Source organism: Rickettsia endosymbiont of Urophora cardui, from assembly GCF_964030725.1.
Classification (GTDB): domain Bacteria; phylum Pseudomonadota; class Alphaproteobacteria; order Rickettsiales; family Rickettsiaceae; genus Rickettsia.
In genome coordinates this window covers 70,402-84,890 of the sequence record NZ_CAXIPY010000002.1, presented here as the reverse complement: position 1 = coordinate 84,890, position 14,489 = coordinate 70,402, and the positions used below count along the sequence as shown (strand labels likewise).

Sequence of the window (14,489 nt, the reverse complement as noted above, 5' to 3'; positions counted from 1 at the left end):
AATTTTACATTTCTATTTTATTAAAATATTTTAATTATTTGGTATTTATTATATATTAAATTATATGAATCTTTTATACTGAAGTTTTGACAAAAAATTTTTATTAAAAAAAGTGGCGAGTGTATCAATCTATAATTTGTATTATATATCCAATAATTTACTTTAAATTGTAGAAATATCGCTTTTAAGCTGATAAAAGCACTAAATATTTAACTTTAAATATAAATTTTTACTTTAGTCAGAAAAATTAGAATTTTTGTCAAAACTTCAGTTTTATAACAAAACTTACGCTATGTTTGATGTAATGCCCATGAATTAAGGGATGTTATAAAGTAATCCGCTATAAAAACATAGCTTTGTAATAAGGGTGTTTAGCATATTTCCTATAACATAGCGTAAGTTTTGATAAAATATCTGAATATAAAGATTAATTCTTAGAAGAGTATTTTTATGAATAAGTATATTGATAAAGTAGAAAAATTATTAAAAGAAAATAATTTGCACAAAGCATTCGAAAATGTCTCTAAAGATAAACATATGTCTTACCAATATGGGCCTTTAAATAAAAGTAAGGATACTCAAATATTTGAGGAAATTATTCACGATATAATTCAAGATTATGAAAATAATACTAAAAATATCTCTTTCTCAAAAAGCAATGGACAGATTTTATTAAATAGAAAAGGTAAAACAATAAATCTTAAAAACTTACTGAATAATGTTAATTTTAACCATTTATCTATTTCTAAGGAAGATATTCAAAAATATGCTACTAATACCAAAATTAATCTTTCTCCTCCCAGTTATAAAGAATTTCAAGAGCGTATTAAAGAAGCGGATATTCAACAAGCAGCTAGCTTAAGTACTTTAGATTATGGTGAAATGCTAGCTATATATAAATATACTGGAGTTCACTATAAAACTATGTCGTTACTATTAAGAGATACTGACGCTATGAAAACTAATCAGATTGCTAGTGCAATGCTGAATACAGCAATAGCTTCTCATGGATTAAATAAGTTACCAGATATTCATCTACCTCAAGTTATACGGAATCAAGATAAGTATAACCTTAACCAATTAATTAAGAACGCACAGGAACATATAATATCGCAAGAAAAAGGTTTTATCAGTACATCTCTTGCCCCTAATCTAAAAATAGATACAGAATCTAATAAAAAAAATGTAAGAATTATTTATAAGAATGTACGTGGCAAAAGTATTTCTGCAATTTCTCAGAGACCAGATGAGTTAGAGTATTTATTACCACCCTCCACCCAAATAAGATGGACTGGTTATAAAAATACTAGTGCGGGATATGTTTTTACAGCTGAAGGGGCTAATGTATTACTTGATGAAGATATATCTATAAAATCCCAAGCTGATAGTGGCATTGGTTCTCTCATTGCTTCACGAAGCGATAGTATTACTGATTTGAGAGAAGGGCATAATTCTTTAGTATCTAAAATTTTAACTGCAGTATCGGCTAAGCTAGATAAATGGCATAAAACTACTTTTTTAGAGGACAAAAAGCAAGTACCAAAACCAATAATAATTAAAGAGCCGAGCATAGAATCAGTACCAGGAGTTTCGCACTTAGCAAAGTTGCGAATCAGTTAAAAGCCATCTGATATTGTTTTGAATTGATGTTTTTATAACTTCCCAAGTTTGTTGATATAAAGTAATGTTTTCATTTATCCTCCTTTTATTCATATCAAGCCAGGCAAATACTGCAAGGCAAATATGATTTCTTTGAGCTCGGCCCGTGCGTGCCTGACAGCGTTCAATACCACAAGTTTGTTTTAATTCTCGATGATAAACCTCTATAGACCAACGTGCCTTAACAATTTTCTCTATTTGCTCACGTGTGGGATTGTCCAAGTTCGTTGTTATGTAATCAATGCGACCATTCTTTGCCACAAACTTAAATACCGTAACCCAACCGTATCCACGTAGGTGAATTTTTAGCCCCTCATCGGGTATCTCTAAACTTTCCAAGCTAACATTATGATTAACTTTTCTATTTTTCCTTAGGGTGGTAACCCATAGCCAGCCTAAATTACGTATATGTTTTAAATTCTTCAACCCGCTATACCAAGCATCCATGACTATGGCATCAGGATTGAGACCTCTTTCTTTAGCTAAAGTAAGCATATCACAAAAATGCTCATTCTTTGTTTTACCATCAGTGTCTTTATCATATATTCTATAATCTACGGGAGTAGATTGAGCAATTTTAGTATTGTAATGTAGTAAGTTTACCATTCCTATACCAGGTATAACATCATGTACAGCTCCAGAATATTGATAACGTACAAGCTCAATCTTCTGACTGTATTGCTTTGATAATAAGGTGTCATCCCCCACTAATAAACACGGTGCTTCCCAATCTATATATTTTGACACTTCCTTATAGATTTCGCTAGGACGAAAATCCTTACTCTTTAACCATCGACTTGCACTATCGTGAGATAGATCTACTGGACTCACTTCAGATAATGCCTTGCTAGTATATCTGACACTACTTGCTTGTAAAAATGATTTATATAAGTCCTTGCTACATTTTGTTCTTGTCATTTTTATCTAAAACTATTTTTCTCTAGATTAACATACTTTTTGCTAAGTGCGAAACTCCTGAGTACGTGAGCGTACCAAGTATTTTAATAATATTAGTACACAAAACCATATACCTGTGCCCAAAAAACCTCCTATTCCTACTAAGCCAAATATCAATATTAACAAATCTCGAAATAGATAGGTATATTTCTTTAACATGAAGAGTTGGTAAAATGATTAGGCACAATAGTGGCACCGTCATATATGGACACCTGGTTAAAAACAAGGAGTCTTCCCAATTAACTGAAGTTTTGACAAAAAATTTTTATTAAAAAAAGTGGCGAGTGTATCAATCTATAATTTGTATTATATATCCAATAATTTACTTTAAATTGTAGAAATAGCGCTTTTAAGCTGATAAAAGCACTAAATATTTAACTTTAAATATAAATTTTTACTTTAGTCAGAAAAATTAGAATTTTTGTCAAAACTGCAGATTAGAAGCAAAGATGGCTCAAGATGGGATTGTTCTTACTGAAGCTCAGTTACAAGTACTAGAGAAGCGTCGTAATGAAAAAGAAGCACATGGAAAAATTGAGACGCAGCATCCAGGTTATCTAGGATGTCAGGATACGTATTATGTAGGTAATTTTAAACCTGAATTCTGGATTAATCTAGGTTTGGAAGTAAGTATTTACAAGGGATAGAAGATACTCTATATAATTTTTAGCAAAAAAACAAGAGTATCCCCATGAAGAAAGATATTACTGCATTATTTTGTTTTGTCGATGATTTTTGTAAAATTAGCGAGCAGTGGATTAATAAATCATTTCTACCATTAATCTCTCAGGGTTTAATTCCCCGAAGCTCTGCTTCGTGATATACTACTTGAATGGAAGAAAGCAGTTATATACATAAGAGTCATAATGTCACAGTACTAATATATCATTTAGTAACGCCGGCAAAGTATAGAAGAGTAATATTCAATCAAGAACTAGATGATTATTTGTGTAAAATTTGTGAGCACATAGAAGATCGTTATGAAATTAGATTTTTAGAAATAGGAGTAGATAAAGATCACGTACATTTTTTATTACATCAATACCAATGTATAGCCCAACAAAAATAACTCAAATCATAAAAAGTATTACTTCTAAGAAAATGTTTGAGAAATATCCAAATCTTAAAGAAAAATTATGGGGAAGTGAGTTTTGGAGTAAAGGATATTTTATGAGCACAGTAGGTAAACATGGTGATGAGCAGAAATTACGTAATTATGTACAGAATCAAGGTTCAGGCAAACCTTCTTATAAAGCATTGCAACAAAAACAGTTAAAGCTTTTTGGATAGATACCTCGTAGCTCTGCTGCGAGGAGCATCATTTGTAATAGTTGAGATTATATCTTACATTTAGTAAAATAAATTAATTATTAAATGGAGATAAAGAATGAACTTAAATCAAAAAATAATAAAACCAAAATTAGGTTTACTTGAATTAGCTAAGAGCCTTGGTAGTATATCATCAGCATGTAAAGCGATGGGATATAGTAGAGATAGTTATTACAGATTTAAAGAACTGTATGAAACTGGTGGCGAAGAAGCGTTGTATGAAATTAGTCGAAGAAAGCCAATAATAGCGAATAGAGTTGATCCTGCTGTAGAGAAAGCAGTACTAGATATGGCAATAGAATATCCAGCATATGGTCAGCTAAGAGTATCAAATGAGCTTAAAAAGACAGGTGTACTTGTATCACCTGGGGGAGTAAGATCAATTTGGTTACGTAATGATTTAAACAACATCAGTAAAAGACTTAAAGCATTAGAAGCAAAAATGGCTCAAGATGGTATTGTGCTTACTGAGGCACAATTACAAGTGCTAGAGAAGCGTCGTAATGAAAAAGAAGCTCATGGAGAAATTGAGACACAGCATCCAGGGTATCTAGGATGCCAAGATACATATTATGTAGGCAACTTTAAGGGTATAGGTAAGGTTTATTCTCAGGTATTTATTGATAGCTACAGCAGAGTAGCTGATGTTAAACTATATACTGATAAAACAGCTTTAACTGCTGCTGATATGCTTAATGACCGAGTGTTACCATGGTATGAGACTCAAGGGATACCAATACTTCGTATTCTGACAGATCGTGGGTCAGAATATAAGGGGAATATAGAGCATCATGCTTTTGAATTATTTCTAAGTATCGAAGGTATAGAGCATACTACTACTAAAGCATATTCTCCTCAAACAAACGGTATGTGTGAGCGTTTTAATAAAACCATGAAACAAGAATTCTTTGATACAGCTATGCGGAAAAAGATTTATACAGCTCTTGATGACCTACAATTAGATCTTGATATCTGGCTAGAGTATTTCAATAATGAAAGACCTCATTCTGGTAAATATTGTTATGGAAAAACTCCTATGCAAACTTTTAAGGATAGTAAGAAATTAGCTGTTGAAAAGAATAATGAAATCTTGTATCTTGAATATGTATCTGACAGTCAAAATTTAACTGACAATCAGGGGCAAAATTTATAGTGTCTGTAAGATCAAATCTTAACTTCTACACATCATTCCACTGCTCGCTAATTTTACAAAAATCATCGACAAAACAAAATAATGCAGTAATATCTTTCTTCATGGGGATACTCTTGTTTTTTTGCTAAAAATTATATAGAGTATCTTCTATCCCTTGTAAATACTTACTTCCAAACCTAGATTAATCCAGAATTCAGGTTATTAGCTGAACGTTATGAAATGCGTAGTGTAAATGATGCTCCTCGCAGCAGAGCTACGAGGTATCTAAAAAAGTTTTAGTTGTTTCTTATGATATCACGAAGCAGAGCTTCGGGGAATTAAACCCTGAGAGATTAATTACTAGCAATTTAGTTTTTGCAAAATGGAATACTATTTTTAAAGATGAAATGACTACGTCAGCAGTTATTGACAGATTGGTTCACCATTCTTCAATTCTTGAACTCAATACTGAAAGTTATAGAATCGCTACAGCTAAAGGCAAAAAATTAACTATAAAATCGGAGGATAATAATGTAACACTTTAGACAATATTTTTTACTCAAAAATGGGTAATTTTAATATTCGTCATGGGTAATTCTAATGTTCGTTCATCAGAACTAATTCTTCAGCTAATTTTTCTTTTCTACAGCTATTTCGCTTTTCTTTAATTTGTGTAAGGAATAATTCATAAGCTTTTAAATCAACAAAATTACGTGATCCACGTAATAGCAGATGTTGATTCACTGCTTGCTTAAATGTATCATGACTTTTTTCAACAGAACCATTTTCATGACTGACGCCTGGATTATTTCGCGATGGTGCAACATTGTAATAACCAAGCAATTCTTGCCATCTTTCTGTAAATTGTCTACTATTACCACATTGCTTGGTAGCTGCACTTAAATTATCTGTACGATGCTCTGGTAAAACTCCACCTAACTCCCATACAGCTTTTTCAAACCCTGATGCTAATGTATCAAAACTTTCACTATGGCATATGCTAAAAGTTTCCCAACATGAATAAGGCAACATAAAATGAAATAGTAAGTGAGGATATGGTTGCCCACCAATACAAATACCCAATTGATTCATATTGGTCCAATCAGACTGACTCTGTTTGCCAGGAAGAATATTTTGTAAAAAGATTACTGTCTTATCCTTACCATGTGCAGCTCTCCATTGTTTCAACCTTTTCTGCAAACAGCGTAATTGCTTCCCATTATAATTCCCATGATACTTTTCTGTCAAATATGCTAATATGGTAGTTGCTTGCAACTCCGGTGCTGATTCTAGCATTGATTCTATTTCATCCCAGTGCTTCACAAATGGATCCTTACGTGTCCTATATTTACGTATTGTGCGTAATTCGCTTGGATACTTATTAATACGTAAATACTTACGTGCCGTTTTTACACTCATACCTGCTTTTGCAGCAGAAATTATCTGATTATATTTTTTGATCTTTTGCATTAAAATACCTACTTGGTTATTTGTACATGTCATCAGTAATTCTCGAATAATATTTAAATATTTAAAAATAAATTTTTATTCGATTTTACTGTCCATAGTTACTTCTTTTTTATAGGTAATTTTAATGTTCGTTGAGGGTAATTCTAATATTCGTTAGTCAATCTTCTATCCCTTGTAAATACTTACTTCCAAACCTAGATTAATCCAGAATTCAGGTTTCATATATTTATTTCATACCGTCCTCAAGTGGTTTTAAGTAAGCTTGTACAATATCTAAAAGGGAGTAGCTCAAGACTGAAGTTGTGACAAAAAATTTTTATTGTCCCAAATTTGGGAGAAAAACCCCGCACTTGCAGTGCGTCGTTTTAACATATAGAATGAAGAGATGCAGTATTACAAGAAGCTAAGCCACACAGTTTACGATTGCACTTATCATATAGTATGGGTGACTAAATATCGCTATAATATATTGGTAGGAGAGTCAAGGACCTAATCCAAGAGATATGTAAGAATAATGGTGTAGAGATATTAAGAGGGAAGATAGCTTCAAATCACGTACATATCTATGTATCTGTGCCACCTTATCAAAGTATTAGTAAGGTGGTACAGTATCTAAAAGGAAAGAGTTCAAGGAAGATTCAGCAGGAATTTCCAGAATTACGGCAACAGTATTGGGGTAAACACTTATGGGCTGTTGGATATTTTGTCAGAACCACAGGCAATGTGACTGACAAAATGATTAAGGATTATATTGATAAACATGAATCGAGAGATGATAAGTTTGGAAACTTTCAAGTTGAAAACTAGCTATAGCTAAGGCATTTATGCCGTAATCTTAAGCCCTGCATTTACAATGCAGGGTGATTAACTAAAAAAAGTGGCGAGTGTATCAATCTATAATTTGTATTATATATCAAATAATTTACTTTAAATTGTAGAAATATCGCTTTTAAGCTGATAAAAGCACTAAATATTTAACTTTAAATATAAATTTTTATTTTAGTCAGAAAAATTAGAATTTTTGTCAAAACTTCAGTCATGTAAGGAAACAATTTTGGGGTAATCATTTTTGGGCTAAAGGATATATGGCAGTGAGTTCAGGTAATATTACTGACGAAATGATACAGCAGTATATTGATGAACAAGAAGGTGAGCCAGCAAATGATGATCGATTTCTAATCGATTCCACTGTATAACCCCTCAGCTTATAGCTGAGGGTTGTTTAGTTCTTCATAAACTTGTTCGTCTGATAGGGTAGTGAATTTTTTAAAGAGCTTTACTCTTTCTAGAGACGGCATCATCTGAAAAGCATCTTTCAATATTTTGATCTTTTTCTTATCATTCAGATTATTATTTGAATTCAAATAAAGTTCTAGCAAAGGGATATTTACAAAATTGGTGTTTATAGCCGACTCTAAATATTCTGCATCATTTGCCAGTAAATAGTAATCAGCAATTTTTAAATTGTCTGAAATAGGTATAGCTTTATGAAGTTTGGCAATTTTATTTGTGATAAAAGTAAATTTAGGCCATAAAGCAAGTTGCCCGTAACAATAAGCTAAAGTAACTAAATTATCTGCATCATATTCATTTAAATTATAAGCTTTAATAGCATAATTCTCAGCTTCTTGATAAAGTCCTTTATCGTAATAAAGTCTGGCTAAATTTTTATTGCTGTAAAAAGCAAATTCTTTTGATTTAGAAATATTTTGCAAATAAGCGATTTTCTTATCTACATCCTCTTCTGTTTCGGCTAAAATTAAGTTATGAAATTCTTTTAAATTTTCACAAGATGAATTCTTGCGGGCAATAGAGCCTGCTTTAGCTTTATTACCAGTAATATATTTTGCAAAGGCTAGAACTAATGAATATCTATCATTATTGATTTTACGATTACTAAAAACATTATGTATCTTAATTGGTAAATCTATAATTAATATCAAAAATCTTATTATGATAAAACCAAGTACTATTAATAGAATTAAGCTAATTAGACTAAAGAAAAAAGTAGTTTCAATATTATAATTATATAAACTAATGAAAACCTTTGAATCAAAGCTTTGCGTTAAGGTAAAGCCAAAATAAAGAAGAAAAAGAGCAGCACATATTAATAATAATCTAAACATCTTTATTTATAAACTCCTGCATAAATTTTTCTGAATAAAGAAAATTAATTAGATATTTTAATTGTTCGAGGATCAAGGATTTATCTTGTTCTTTTATAGTTATATTAGAAGGCTTTTTCTCGATTTTAACAAATTTTTCAAGCCATTTATGATTTAATGGGAAAATTACTTCTACTCTTTCAGATTTAGAAATAAGGTAATTATTATTATATTCTTCTAAATTTGCTAAAATATTTTTTATATCCTGAGGGAGCGGCAGAGATTTTAAAACTGTTAATTCTTTACTATATTCCTGATCTTGCAAAAAATTATATGTTAGTAGATTTGCATTTAGCAGATAATGAATATAATCAGGTGAATATATTTTAGGCTGAGGCTCAGGTTTTTGTTCTGATGCAGCAGTAGGAGCTTCAGGGAATTTTAAGGAATTTACATAATTAAAAAATGTTTTAGTAGATAATAAAGGGGCTTCTTCTTTTGTTTCTTTAATGTTTGATTTATCTTCCTCTGAGGTCTCAAGAGTGTGACTTAAATTTTTATTTTCGCTTTTAAATAATTTGAAAATATCGCTCTTATTGTTATAAAGCGTGAAAGAAGATAAAGTAAATATTACTATCACTATGAGAAAGAGATTCCTGCTTTTAAATAAACTATTGAATTTTTGCATTTTCAAATAATAATTTGATTAAATCGTTAGGATTTTGGTCATCACAATAAACCACATTTTTAAAAAAAGGTCTAACTATATTTGCAACTTTTAAACTTATAGCTACGACTAAACTATTTTGTAAATATTCTAATAAATTATTTTCACTCAATAACTTTAACAAAGTCTTAGCACTATTTTGAGAATAAAGTAAAATAAAATCAATAGAATTTTTAAGTTCTTTTACAACAGATAATGGAAGCTCATTTAAATATTCTACATTATAAATAATATAACGTTTTATTTTATCAGGCAAATCTTTAGTGATTTCATTTGAAGATAGATATATAGCTTGTTCATACAAATCATCCGGAAAATGCTGCATCAAATCATCGACGTTTTTACCGGCATAGGCTATTTTAAAGCCTTTATTTATTAATATCTCTCTTGATTTATCACCCACTACCCAAATGTTATGATTTAATTCATATTCAGCAATAATTATGGCGGCATATTTGCTAGTGACTATTATATTTGAATAGTTTTTTAAAATATTAGCATCAAAATCTAAAGTTTTATACTTAATTATAGGGCAGTTAATATAATGAAAATATTTACCTATTTCCTGGGTAGTTTCTAAATTAGCCTCCCAGCTTCTAGTTAATAAAACCGATTTCATATAATATTTGTATTCCTATATAAAGAGCCACTGCCCAAATTATAATAGCTGCTATTTTATTAATTATAGCTAAAATTGTACTACTTTTATTCAGCTTTCTAATATTATAGCTAACGCGGAAAGGTTTTTACCATAGTTTTTGTATTTACTCACATATTCACCAGATCTAAATCCTATTAAACATTGCTGGACTAACTTTAAAAACTGTTTACGTAAAATTATTGATCAATGCCTAAGTTTTTCCTAATCTGTGGTAGAAACATTTCCGTGTTAGCTATATAACCAGCAAAACCTAAAGAGAAAAACCATAACCAAGATACAAGCACACAAGTTAAAGTAAATATAGTTTTTGTAAGCCCCTGATATTTTAAGGCACTTGTACCTATTACTACTATTGTATCCATAATTGCATGTGGATTTAATATCGATACTGATATAGCAAATAGAATCTGTTTTTTAGCTGAAAGTGCGTTCGAGTTATTAGTAAGATCAAGAGGTGGCTGATTCCAAGTATTATATCCCATATATAATAAAAAAATAAATCCCAAGACAAATATAGCAAGTTTTAGGGTAGGGATTTCAAAAATTATTAAAGACAAACCAAAAACGGCAGAGCAGATAAGAATAGTATCGCATATAGAAGCTGATATTATACTAGGTAAAACTTTTTGAAATTTTTGATGTGTAGCTCCTTGATTAAATATAAAAATATTCTGTACTCCTAAAGGTACGATTAAGCCAAGTGCTAAGATTATTGCATGAAAAAATGCATTTAATATTTCGTTCATTTTAACTTAACCAATTTATCCAAGATTTTATAGTCTATCCGCCAAAAACACTTCAAATCCTGATCATTTGTAATGGGATAGAGTTTTGACAACAAATTGCTAAGATTTTCAATAAAAATTAATAAGTTATGTTAATTTTTACTGATACATTTCTGTGTTGGTCTAATTTTGATATGGAGCTATTGTTAACGATTTTTTATCGTTCATCTAGTTTTTGCATGATGATATTTTTGATTTATGTGGAGTTAGACACGATTTGTAAATGATTTGCAATGCATCGTAAATTCAAACCAATAGCAGAGATTATTGGATTGATAATATCTCCTATCATACCTTTCAAGAAGTTTCTACCCATCCGACCATATTGCTTTAAGTGACCTATTATTGGTTCTATGGCACTGCGTCTCTTGATCATAGACTTGTCCTCTTGTAACAACTTCTTCCGCGTTTTTGGGGTATATACCTTACTCTTCTCCTTTACATTGCTACCACTATACCCAAGATCAACAAATGATTTCTTTATCTTGATTCCAGTGACACTCTCTACTGCTTCAAAGCTCTGATGCAATGTATGACCATCATAAGGATTATTATGAAACGATTTTGCGGATAAAACAAAATTTCTACGACCACTTACTACTACCGCTACTTTATTGCCAAACTCATATGGCTTGTTGCGTTTTCCCTTTCCTATACACTCTACTTCAGGGGCATGAAAACTATATAGTCTATCCGCCAAAAACACTTCAAATCCTGATCATTTGTAATGGGATAGAGTTTTGACAACAAATTGCTAAGATTTTCAATAAAAATTAATAAGTTATGTTAATTTTTACTGATACATTTCTGTGTTGGTCTAATTTTGATATGGAGCTATTGTTAACGATTTTTTATCGTTCATCTAGTTTTTGCATGATGATATTTTTGATTTATGTGGAGTTAGACACGATTTGTAAATGATTTGCAATGCATCGTAAATTCAAACCAATAGCAGAGATTATTGGATTGATAATATCTCCTATCATACCTTTCAAGAAGTTTCTACCCATCCGACCATATTGCTTTAAGTGACCTATTATTGGTTCTATGGCACTGCGTCTCTTGATCATAGACTTGTCCTCTTGTAACAACTTCTTCCGCGTTTTTGGGGTATATACCTTACTCTTCTCCTTTACATTGCTACCACTATACCCAAGATCAACAAATGATTTCTTTATCTTGATTCCAGTGACACTCTCTACTGCTTCAAAGCTCTGATGCAATGTATGACCATCATAAGGATTATTATGAAACGATTTTGCGGATAAAACAAAATTTCTACGACCACTTACTACTACCGCTACTTTATTGCCAAACTCATATGGCTTGTTGCGTTTTCCCTTTCCTATACACTCTACTTCAGGGGCATGAAAACTATATAATACTTTGTTATCTTCTTTATATTGCTTTTTAGCTTCTCTTTTTAAAACAGATTGGTTATGTATTTGTTTTATTTTTTGCAATACTTCTTGATTTTTGAGAGACAAGTTTAATTGCTTATTTTTGATCTCACGCTCACATACTCTAATCAAACGACCCAGTAATATTTTTAAATGCTTCATTATTTTCCAACGCTTCTTGGCTTTACTATGTTCTTTATATTTCCATAGCTTTACTATATCGCGTTTATAGGTTCTAGCGTATGTTTCATTCAAATGTATACCCAAACTGTTGCAAAGCTTTACTATGCTAAGCCTAGCTTTATCCATTAAATAAACATCGTGTGGGTGTTTGATATTCTTAATTTGTACAGTCGTATCAGCGATGATTAATTCCAAATCTTTTTTTTTAATTGTGTTAGTTTTTATCCCAACCCTGATCAACTCCGATAATATCTCATTATATCCAGCTTCACCTAATACACTACGAAACCGTCGTATACTAGTTTCCGAGATAGCTATGTCTTTTTCTATATATTCCCACCCGCAGAAATACTGCCAATACATATTCTCTTTTAGCTCTTCCTCTGATAATGAATCTGAAAAATTATACATTGCTTGTAGCATCGTTATGCCAAGCATCACTCTATGACATTTTCTATTTCTACCAAATTTCTTAATACAAACATTTTTTGATAACCACTCTTCGAGCCTAGACCAATTTATTAATTCTCTTAATTTATATAGCTTATTATTTGGGTTTAATTCTTCTTTTAATTTATAACCAAACAGTTTCCCTTGTTCTTGCGATTTGATAATGTTGTCTATTGGCATTGACTGAAATCCATAAGGTTTATGACCATATTTTATCATTTTCTTACGGATTGTTGTATTACTTCTTGTCTTAAAACCATATTATCTATAAGGCTTGTAGAGTTTTGGCGGACGGACTATATAATACTTTGTTATCTTCTTTATATTGCTTTTTAGCTTCTCTTTTTAAAACAGATTGGTTATGTATTTGTTTTATTTTTTGCAATACTTCTTGATTTTTGAGAGACAAGTTTAATTGCTTATTTTTGATCTCACGCTCACATACTCTAATCAAACGACCCAGTAATATTTTTAAATGCTTCATTATTTTCCAACGCTTCTTGGCTTTACTATGTTCTTTATATTTCCATAGCTTTACTATATCGCGTTTATAGGTTCTAGCGTATGTTTCATTCAAATGTATACCCAAACTGTTGCAAAGCTTTACTATGCTAAGCCTAGCTTTATCCATTAAATAAACATCGTGTGGGTGTTTGATATTCTTAATTTGTACAGTCGTATCAGCGATGATTAATTCCAAATCTTTTTTTTTAATTGTGTTAGTTTTTATCCCAACCCTGATCAACTCCGATAATATCTCATTATATCCAGCTTCACCTAATACACTACGAAACCGTCGTATACTAGTTTCCGAGATAGCTATGTCTTTTTCTATATATTCCCACCCGCAGAAATACTGCCAATACATATTCTCTTTTAGCTCTTCCTCTGATAATGAATCTGAAAAATTATACATTGCTTGTAGCATCGTTATGCCAAGCATCACTCTATGACATTTTCTATTTCTACCAAATTTCTTAATACAAACATTTTTTGATAACCACTCTTCGAGCCTAGACCAATTTATTAATTCTCTTAATTTATATAGCTTATTATTTGGGTTTAATTCTTCTTTTAATTTATAACCAAACAGTTTCCCTTGTTCTTGCGATTTGATAATGTTGTCTATTGGCATTGACTGAAATCCATAAGGTTTATGACCATATTTTATCATTTTCTTACGGATTGTTGTATTACTTCTTGTCTTAAAACCATATTATCTATAAGGCTTGTAGAGTTTTGGCGGACGGACTTTATAGTAATTATTGTTTGCGGTAAATATAGTAGTGCTATTCCCCAAATTGTTATAGCTCCTACCTTATTAACGCCAATTTAGGATAAGAGAAGTTGTTCTGGAGCTAAAGCATCAAGTTTTATACGAGATTTAGTGATAGTATAAGAAGTAACACAAGCTAGAATATGCACCAAGAAATTAACAGGAGATCTATGCCTTGTATGCTCTAGGTTCATTCTATTTTTTAGTATATTAAATACTGATTCAATTAATGATCGTTTACCTGAAGTTTTGACAAAAATCCTCATTTTTCTGACTAAAGTAAAAATTTATATTTAAAGTTAAATATTTAGTGCTTTGATCAGCTTAAAAGAGATATTTCGACAATTTAAAGTAA

The 14,489-nt window shown here is 30.9% G+C and carries 11 protein-coding genes and 9 pseudogenes; 9 read left to right on the top strand and 11 right to left on the bottom strand.

All coding sequences use genetic code 11. The annotated features are described in order from the left end of the window. Positions 1-450: 450 nt before the first annotated feature. Complete coding sequence (locus AAHI98_RS01815; RefSeq protein ID WP_342224866.1) at positions 451-1,620, top strand: ADP-ribosyltransferase; 1,170 nt, start codon at positions 451-453, stop codon at positions 1,618-1,620. Here the strand turns inward: AAHI98_RS01815 and AAHI98_RS01810 are convergent. Continuing rightward, positions 1,597-2,577: an IS701 family transposase gene (locus AAHI98_RS01810; RefSeq protein WP_342224818.1), complete on the bottom strand. Its 981-nt coding sequence runs from the start codon at positions 2,575-2,577 to the stop codon at positions 1,597-1,599. The genes AAHI98_RS01815 and AAHI98_RS01810 overlap by 24 nt on opposite strands. Before the next feature lie 476 nt (positions 2,578-3,053). On the opposite strand from AAHI98_RS01810, the pseudogene AAHI98_RS01805 reads away from it, so the two are divergent. From AAHI98_RS01805 to AAHI98_RS01790, 5 genes and pseudogenes are all read left to right on the top strand, one after another. Then, positions 3,054-3,212, top strand: a pseudogene (locus tag AAHI98_RS01805) (IS481 family transposase); the annotation flags it as partial. A 95-nt stretch (positions 3,213-3,307) separates the two neighbouring features. Further along, a pseudogene (locus AAHI98_RS18405) lies at positions 3,308-3,406 on the top strand (IS982 family transposase); the annotation flags it as partial. Positions 3,407-3,448: 42 nt separating this feature from the next. Next, positions 3,449-3,906, top strand: a pseudogene (gene tnpA / locus AAHI98_RS01800) (IS200/IS605 family transposase). 97 nt (positions 3,907-4,003) lie between these two features. Beyond that, the gene (locus AAHI98_RS01795; protein WP_342224693.1) at positions 4,004-5,098 is read left to right on the top strand and encodes an IS481 family transposase; all 1,095 of its coding nucleotides are present in this window, start codon (positions 4,004-4,006) and stop codon (positions 5,096-5,098) included. Positions 5,099-5,391: 293 nt separating this feature from the next. Then, positions 5,392-5,622: an ATP-binding protein gene (locus AAHI98_RS01790; RefSeq protein WP_342224966.1), complete on the top strand. Its 231-nt coding sequence runs from the start codon at positions 5,392-5,394 to the stop codon at positions 5,620-5,622. A 52-nt stretch (positions 5,623-5,674) separates the two neighbouring features. On the opposite strand, the gene istA is transcribed toward AAHI98_RS01790, so the two are convergent. After that, positions 5,675-6,580 carry an IS21 family transposase gene (gene istA, locus AAHI98_RS01785; RefSeq protein WP_342224865.1) on the bottom strand — a complete coding sequence of 302 codons (906 nt, stop codon included), beginning with the start codon at positions 6,578-6,580 and terminating at the stop codon, positions 5,675-5,677. Positions 6,581-6,766: 186 nt separating this feature from the next. Here istA and AAHI98_RS01780 point away from each other — a divergent pair. The 3 pseudogenes from AAHI98_RS01780 to AAHI98_RS01770 all read left to right on the top strand — a co-directional run. Then, a pseudogene (locus tag AAHI98_RS01780) lies at positions 6,767-6,850 on the top strand (transposase); the annotation flags it as partial. 82 nt (positions 6,851-6,932) lie between these two features. Continuing rightward, positions 6,933-7,354, top strand: a pseudogene (tnpA, locus tag AAHI98_RS01775) (IS200/IS605 family transposase). 218 nt (positions 7,355-7,572) lie between these two features. Further along, positions 7,573-7,743 (top strand): annotated as a pseudogene (locus tag AAHI98_RS01770) (transposase); the annotation flags it as partial. Between the two features lie 9 nt (positions 7,744-7,752). Here the strand turns inward: AAHI98_RS01770 and AAHI98_RS01765 are convergent. The 9 genes and pseudogenes from AAHI98_RS01765 to AAHI98_RS01725 form a co-directional block, all read right to left on the bottom strand. Then, entirely contained in the window at positions 7,753-8,673 is a 921-nt protein-coding gene (locus tag AAHI98_RS01765) for a tetratricopeptide repeat protein (protein ID WP_342224864.1), read from the bottom strand. Then, a complete protein-coding gene (locus AAHI98_RS01760) occupies positions 8,666-9,340 on the bottom strand; it encodes a hypothetical protein (RefSeq protein ID WP_342224863.1) in 675 nt (224 codons plus the stop codon). The genes AAHI98_RS01765 and AAHI98_RS01760 overlap by 8 nt, the downstream gene beginning before the upstream one ends. Next, complete coding sequence (locus AAHI98_RS01755; protein WP_342224862.1) at positions 9,324-9,998, bottom strand: uroporphyrinogen-III synthase; 675 nt, start codon at positions 9,996-9,998, stop codon at positions 9,324-9,326. Before AAHI98_RS01755 ends, AAHI98_RS01760 begins: the two co-directional genes overlap by 17 nt. Beyond that, positions 9,976-10,107, bottom strand: a pseudogene (locus AAHI98_RS01750) (amino acid transporter); the annotation flags it as partial. The pseudogene AAHI98_RS01750 and the gene AAHI98_RS01755, both read right to left, overlap by 23 nt. Positions 10,108-10,276: 169 nt before the next feature. After that, positions 10,277-10,786, bottom strand: a pseudogene (locus AAHI98_RS01745) (LysE/ArgO family amino acid transporter); the annotation flags it as partial. Between the two features lie 235 nt (positions 10,787-11,021). Next, on the bottom strand, positions 11,022-11,525 hold the full coding sequence (locus AAHI98_RS01740) for a transposase (RefSeq protein WP_342224861.1): 504 nt from the start codon (positions 11,523-11,525) through the stop codon (positions 11,022-11,024). Positions 11,526-11,715: 190 nt separating this feature from the next. Next, a complete protein-coding gene (locus tag AAHI98_RS01735) occupies positions 11,716-13,077 on the bottom strand; it encodes an IS5 family transposase (RefSeq protein ID WP_342224717.1) in 1,362 nt (453 codons plus the stop codon). A 46-nt stretch (positions 13,078-13,123) separates the two neighbouring features. Then, a complete protein-coding gene (locus tag AAHI98_RS01730) occupies positions 13,124-14,032 on the bottom strand; it encodes a transposase (protein WP_342224860.1) in 909 nt (302 codons plus the stop codon). A 158-nt stretch (positions 14,033-14,190) separates the two neighbouring features. Next, positions 14,191-14,373 (bottom strand): annotated as a pseudogene (locus AAHI98_RS01725) (transposase); the annotation flags it as partial. Positions 14,374-14,489: the final 116 nt, after the last annotated feature.

Coding starts and splice junctions, on each gene's coding strand:
- AAHI98_RS01815 (WP_342224866.1), top strand. CDS start 451: ATGAATAAGTATATTGATAAAGTAGAAAAATTATTAAAAGAAAATAAT.
- AAHI98_RS01755 (WP_342224862.1), bottom strand. CDS start 9,998: ATGAAATCGGTTTTATTAACTAGAAGCTGGGAGGCTAATTTAGAAACT.
- AAHI98_RS01810 (WP_342224818.1), bottom strand. CDS start 2,577: ATGACAAGAACAAAATGTAGCAAGGACTTATATAAATCATTTTTACAA.
- AAHI98_RS01765 (WP_342224864.1), bottom strand. CDS start 8,673: ATGTTTAGATTATTATTAATATGTGCTGCTCTTTTTCTTCTTTATTTT.
- AAHI98_RS01795 (WP_342224693.1), top strand. CDS start 4,004: ATGAACTTAAATCAAAAAATAATAAAACCAAAATTAGGTTTACTTGAA.
- AAHI98_RS01760 (WP_342224863.1), bottom strand. CDS start 9,340: ATGCAAAAATTCAATAGTTTATTTAAAAGCAGGAATCTCTTTCTCATA.
- istA (WP_342224865.1), bottom strand. CDS start 6,580: ATGACATGTACAAATAACCAAGTAGGTATTTTAATGCAAAAGATCAAA.
- AAHI98_RS01730 (WP_342224860.1), bottom strand. CDS start 14,032: ATGATAAAATATGGTCATAAACCTTATGGATTTCAGTCAATGCCAATA.
- AAHI98_RS01735 (WP_342224717.1), bottom strand. CDS start 13,077: ATGATAAAATATGGTCATAAACCTTATGGATTTCAGTCAATGCCAATA.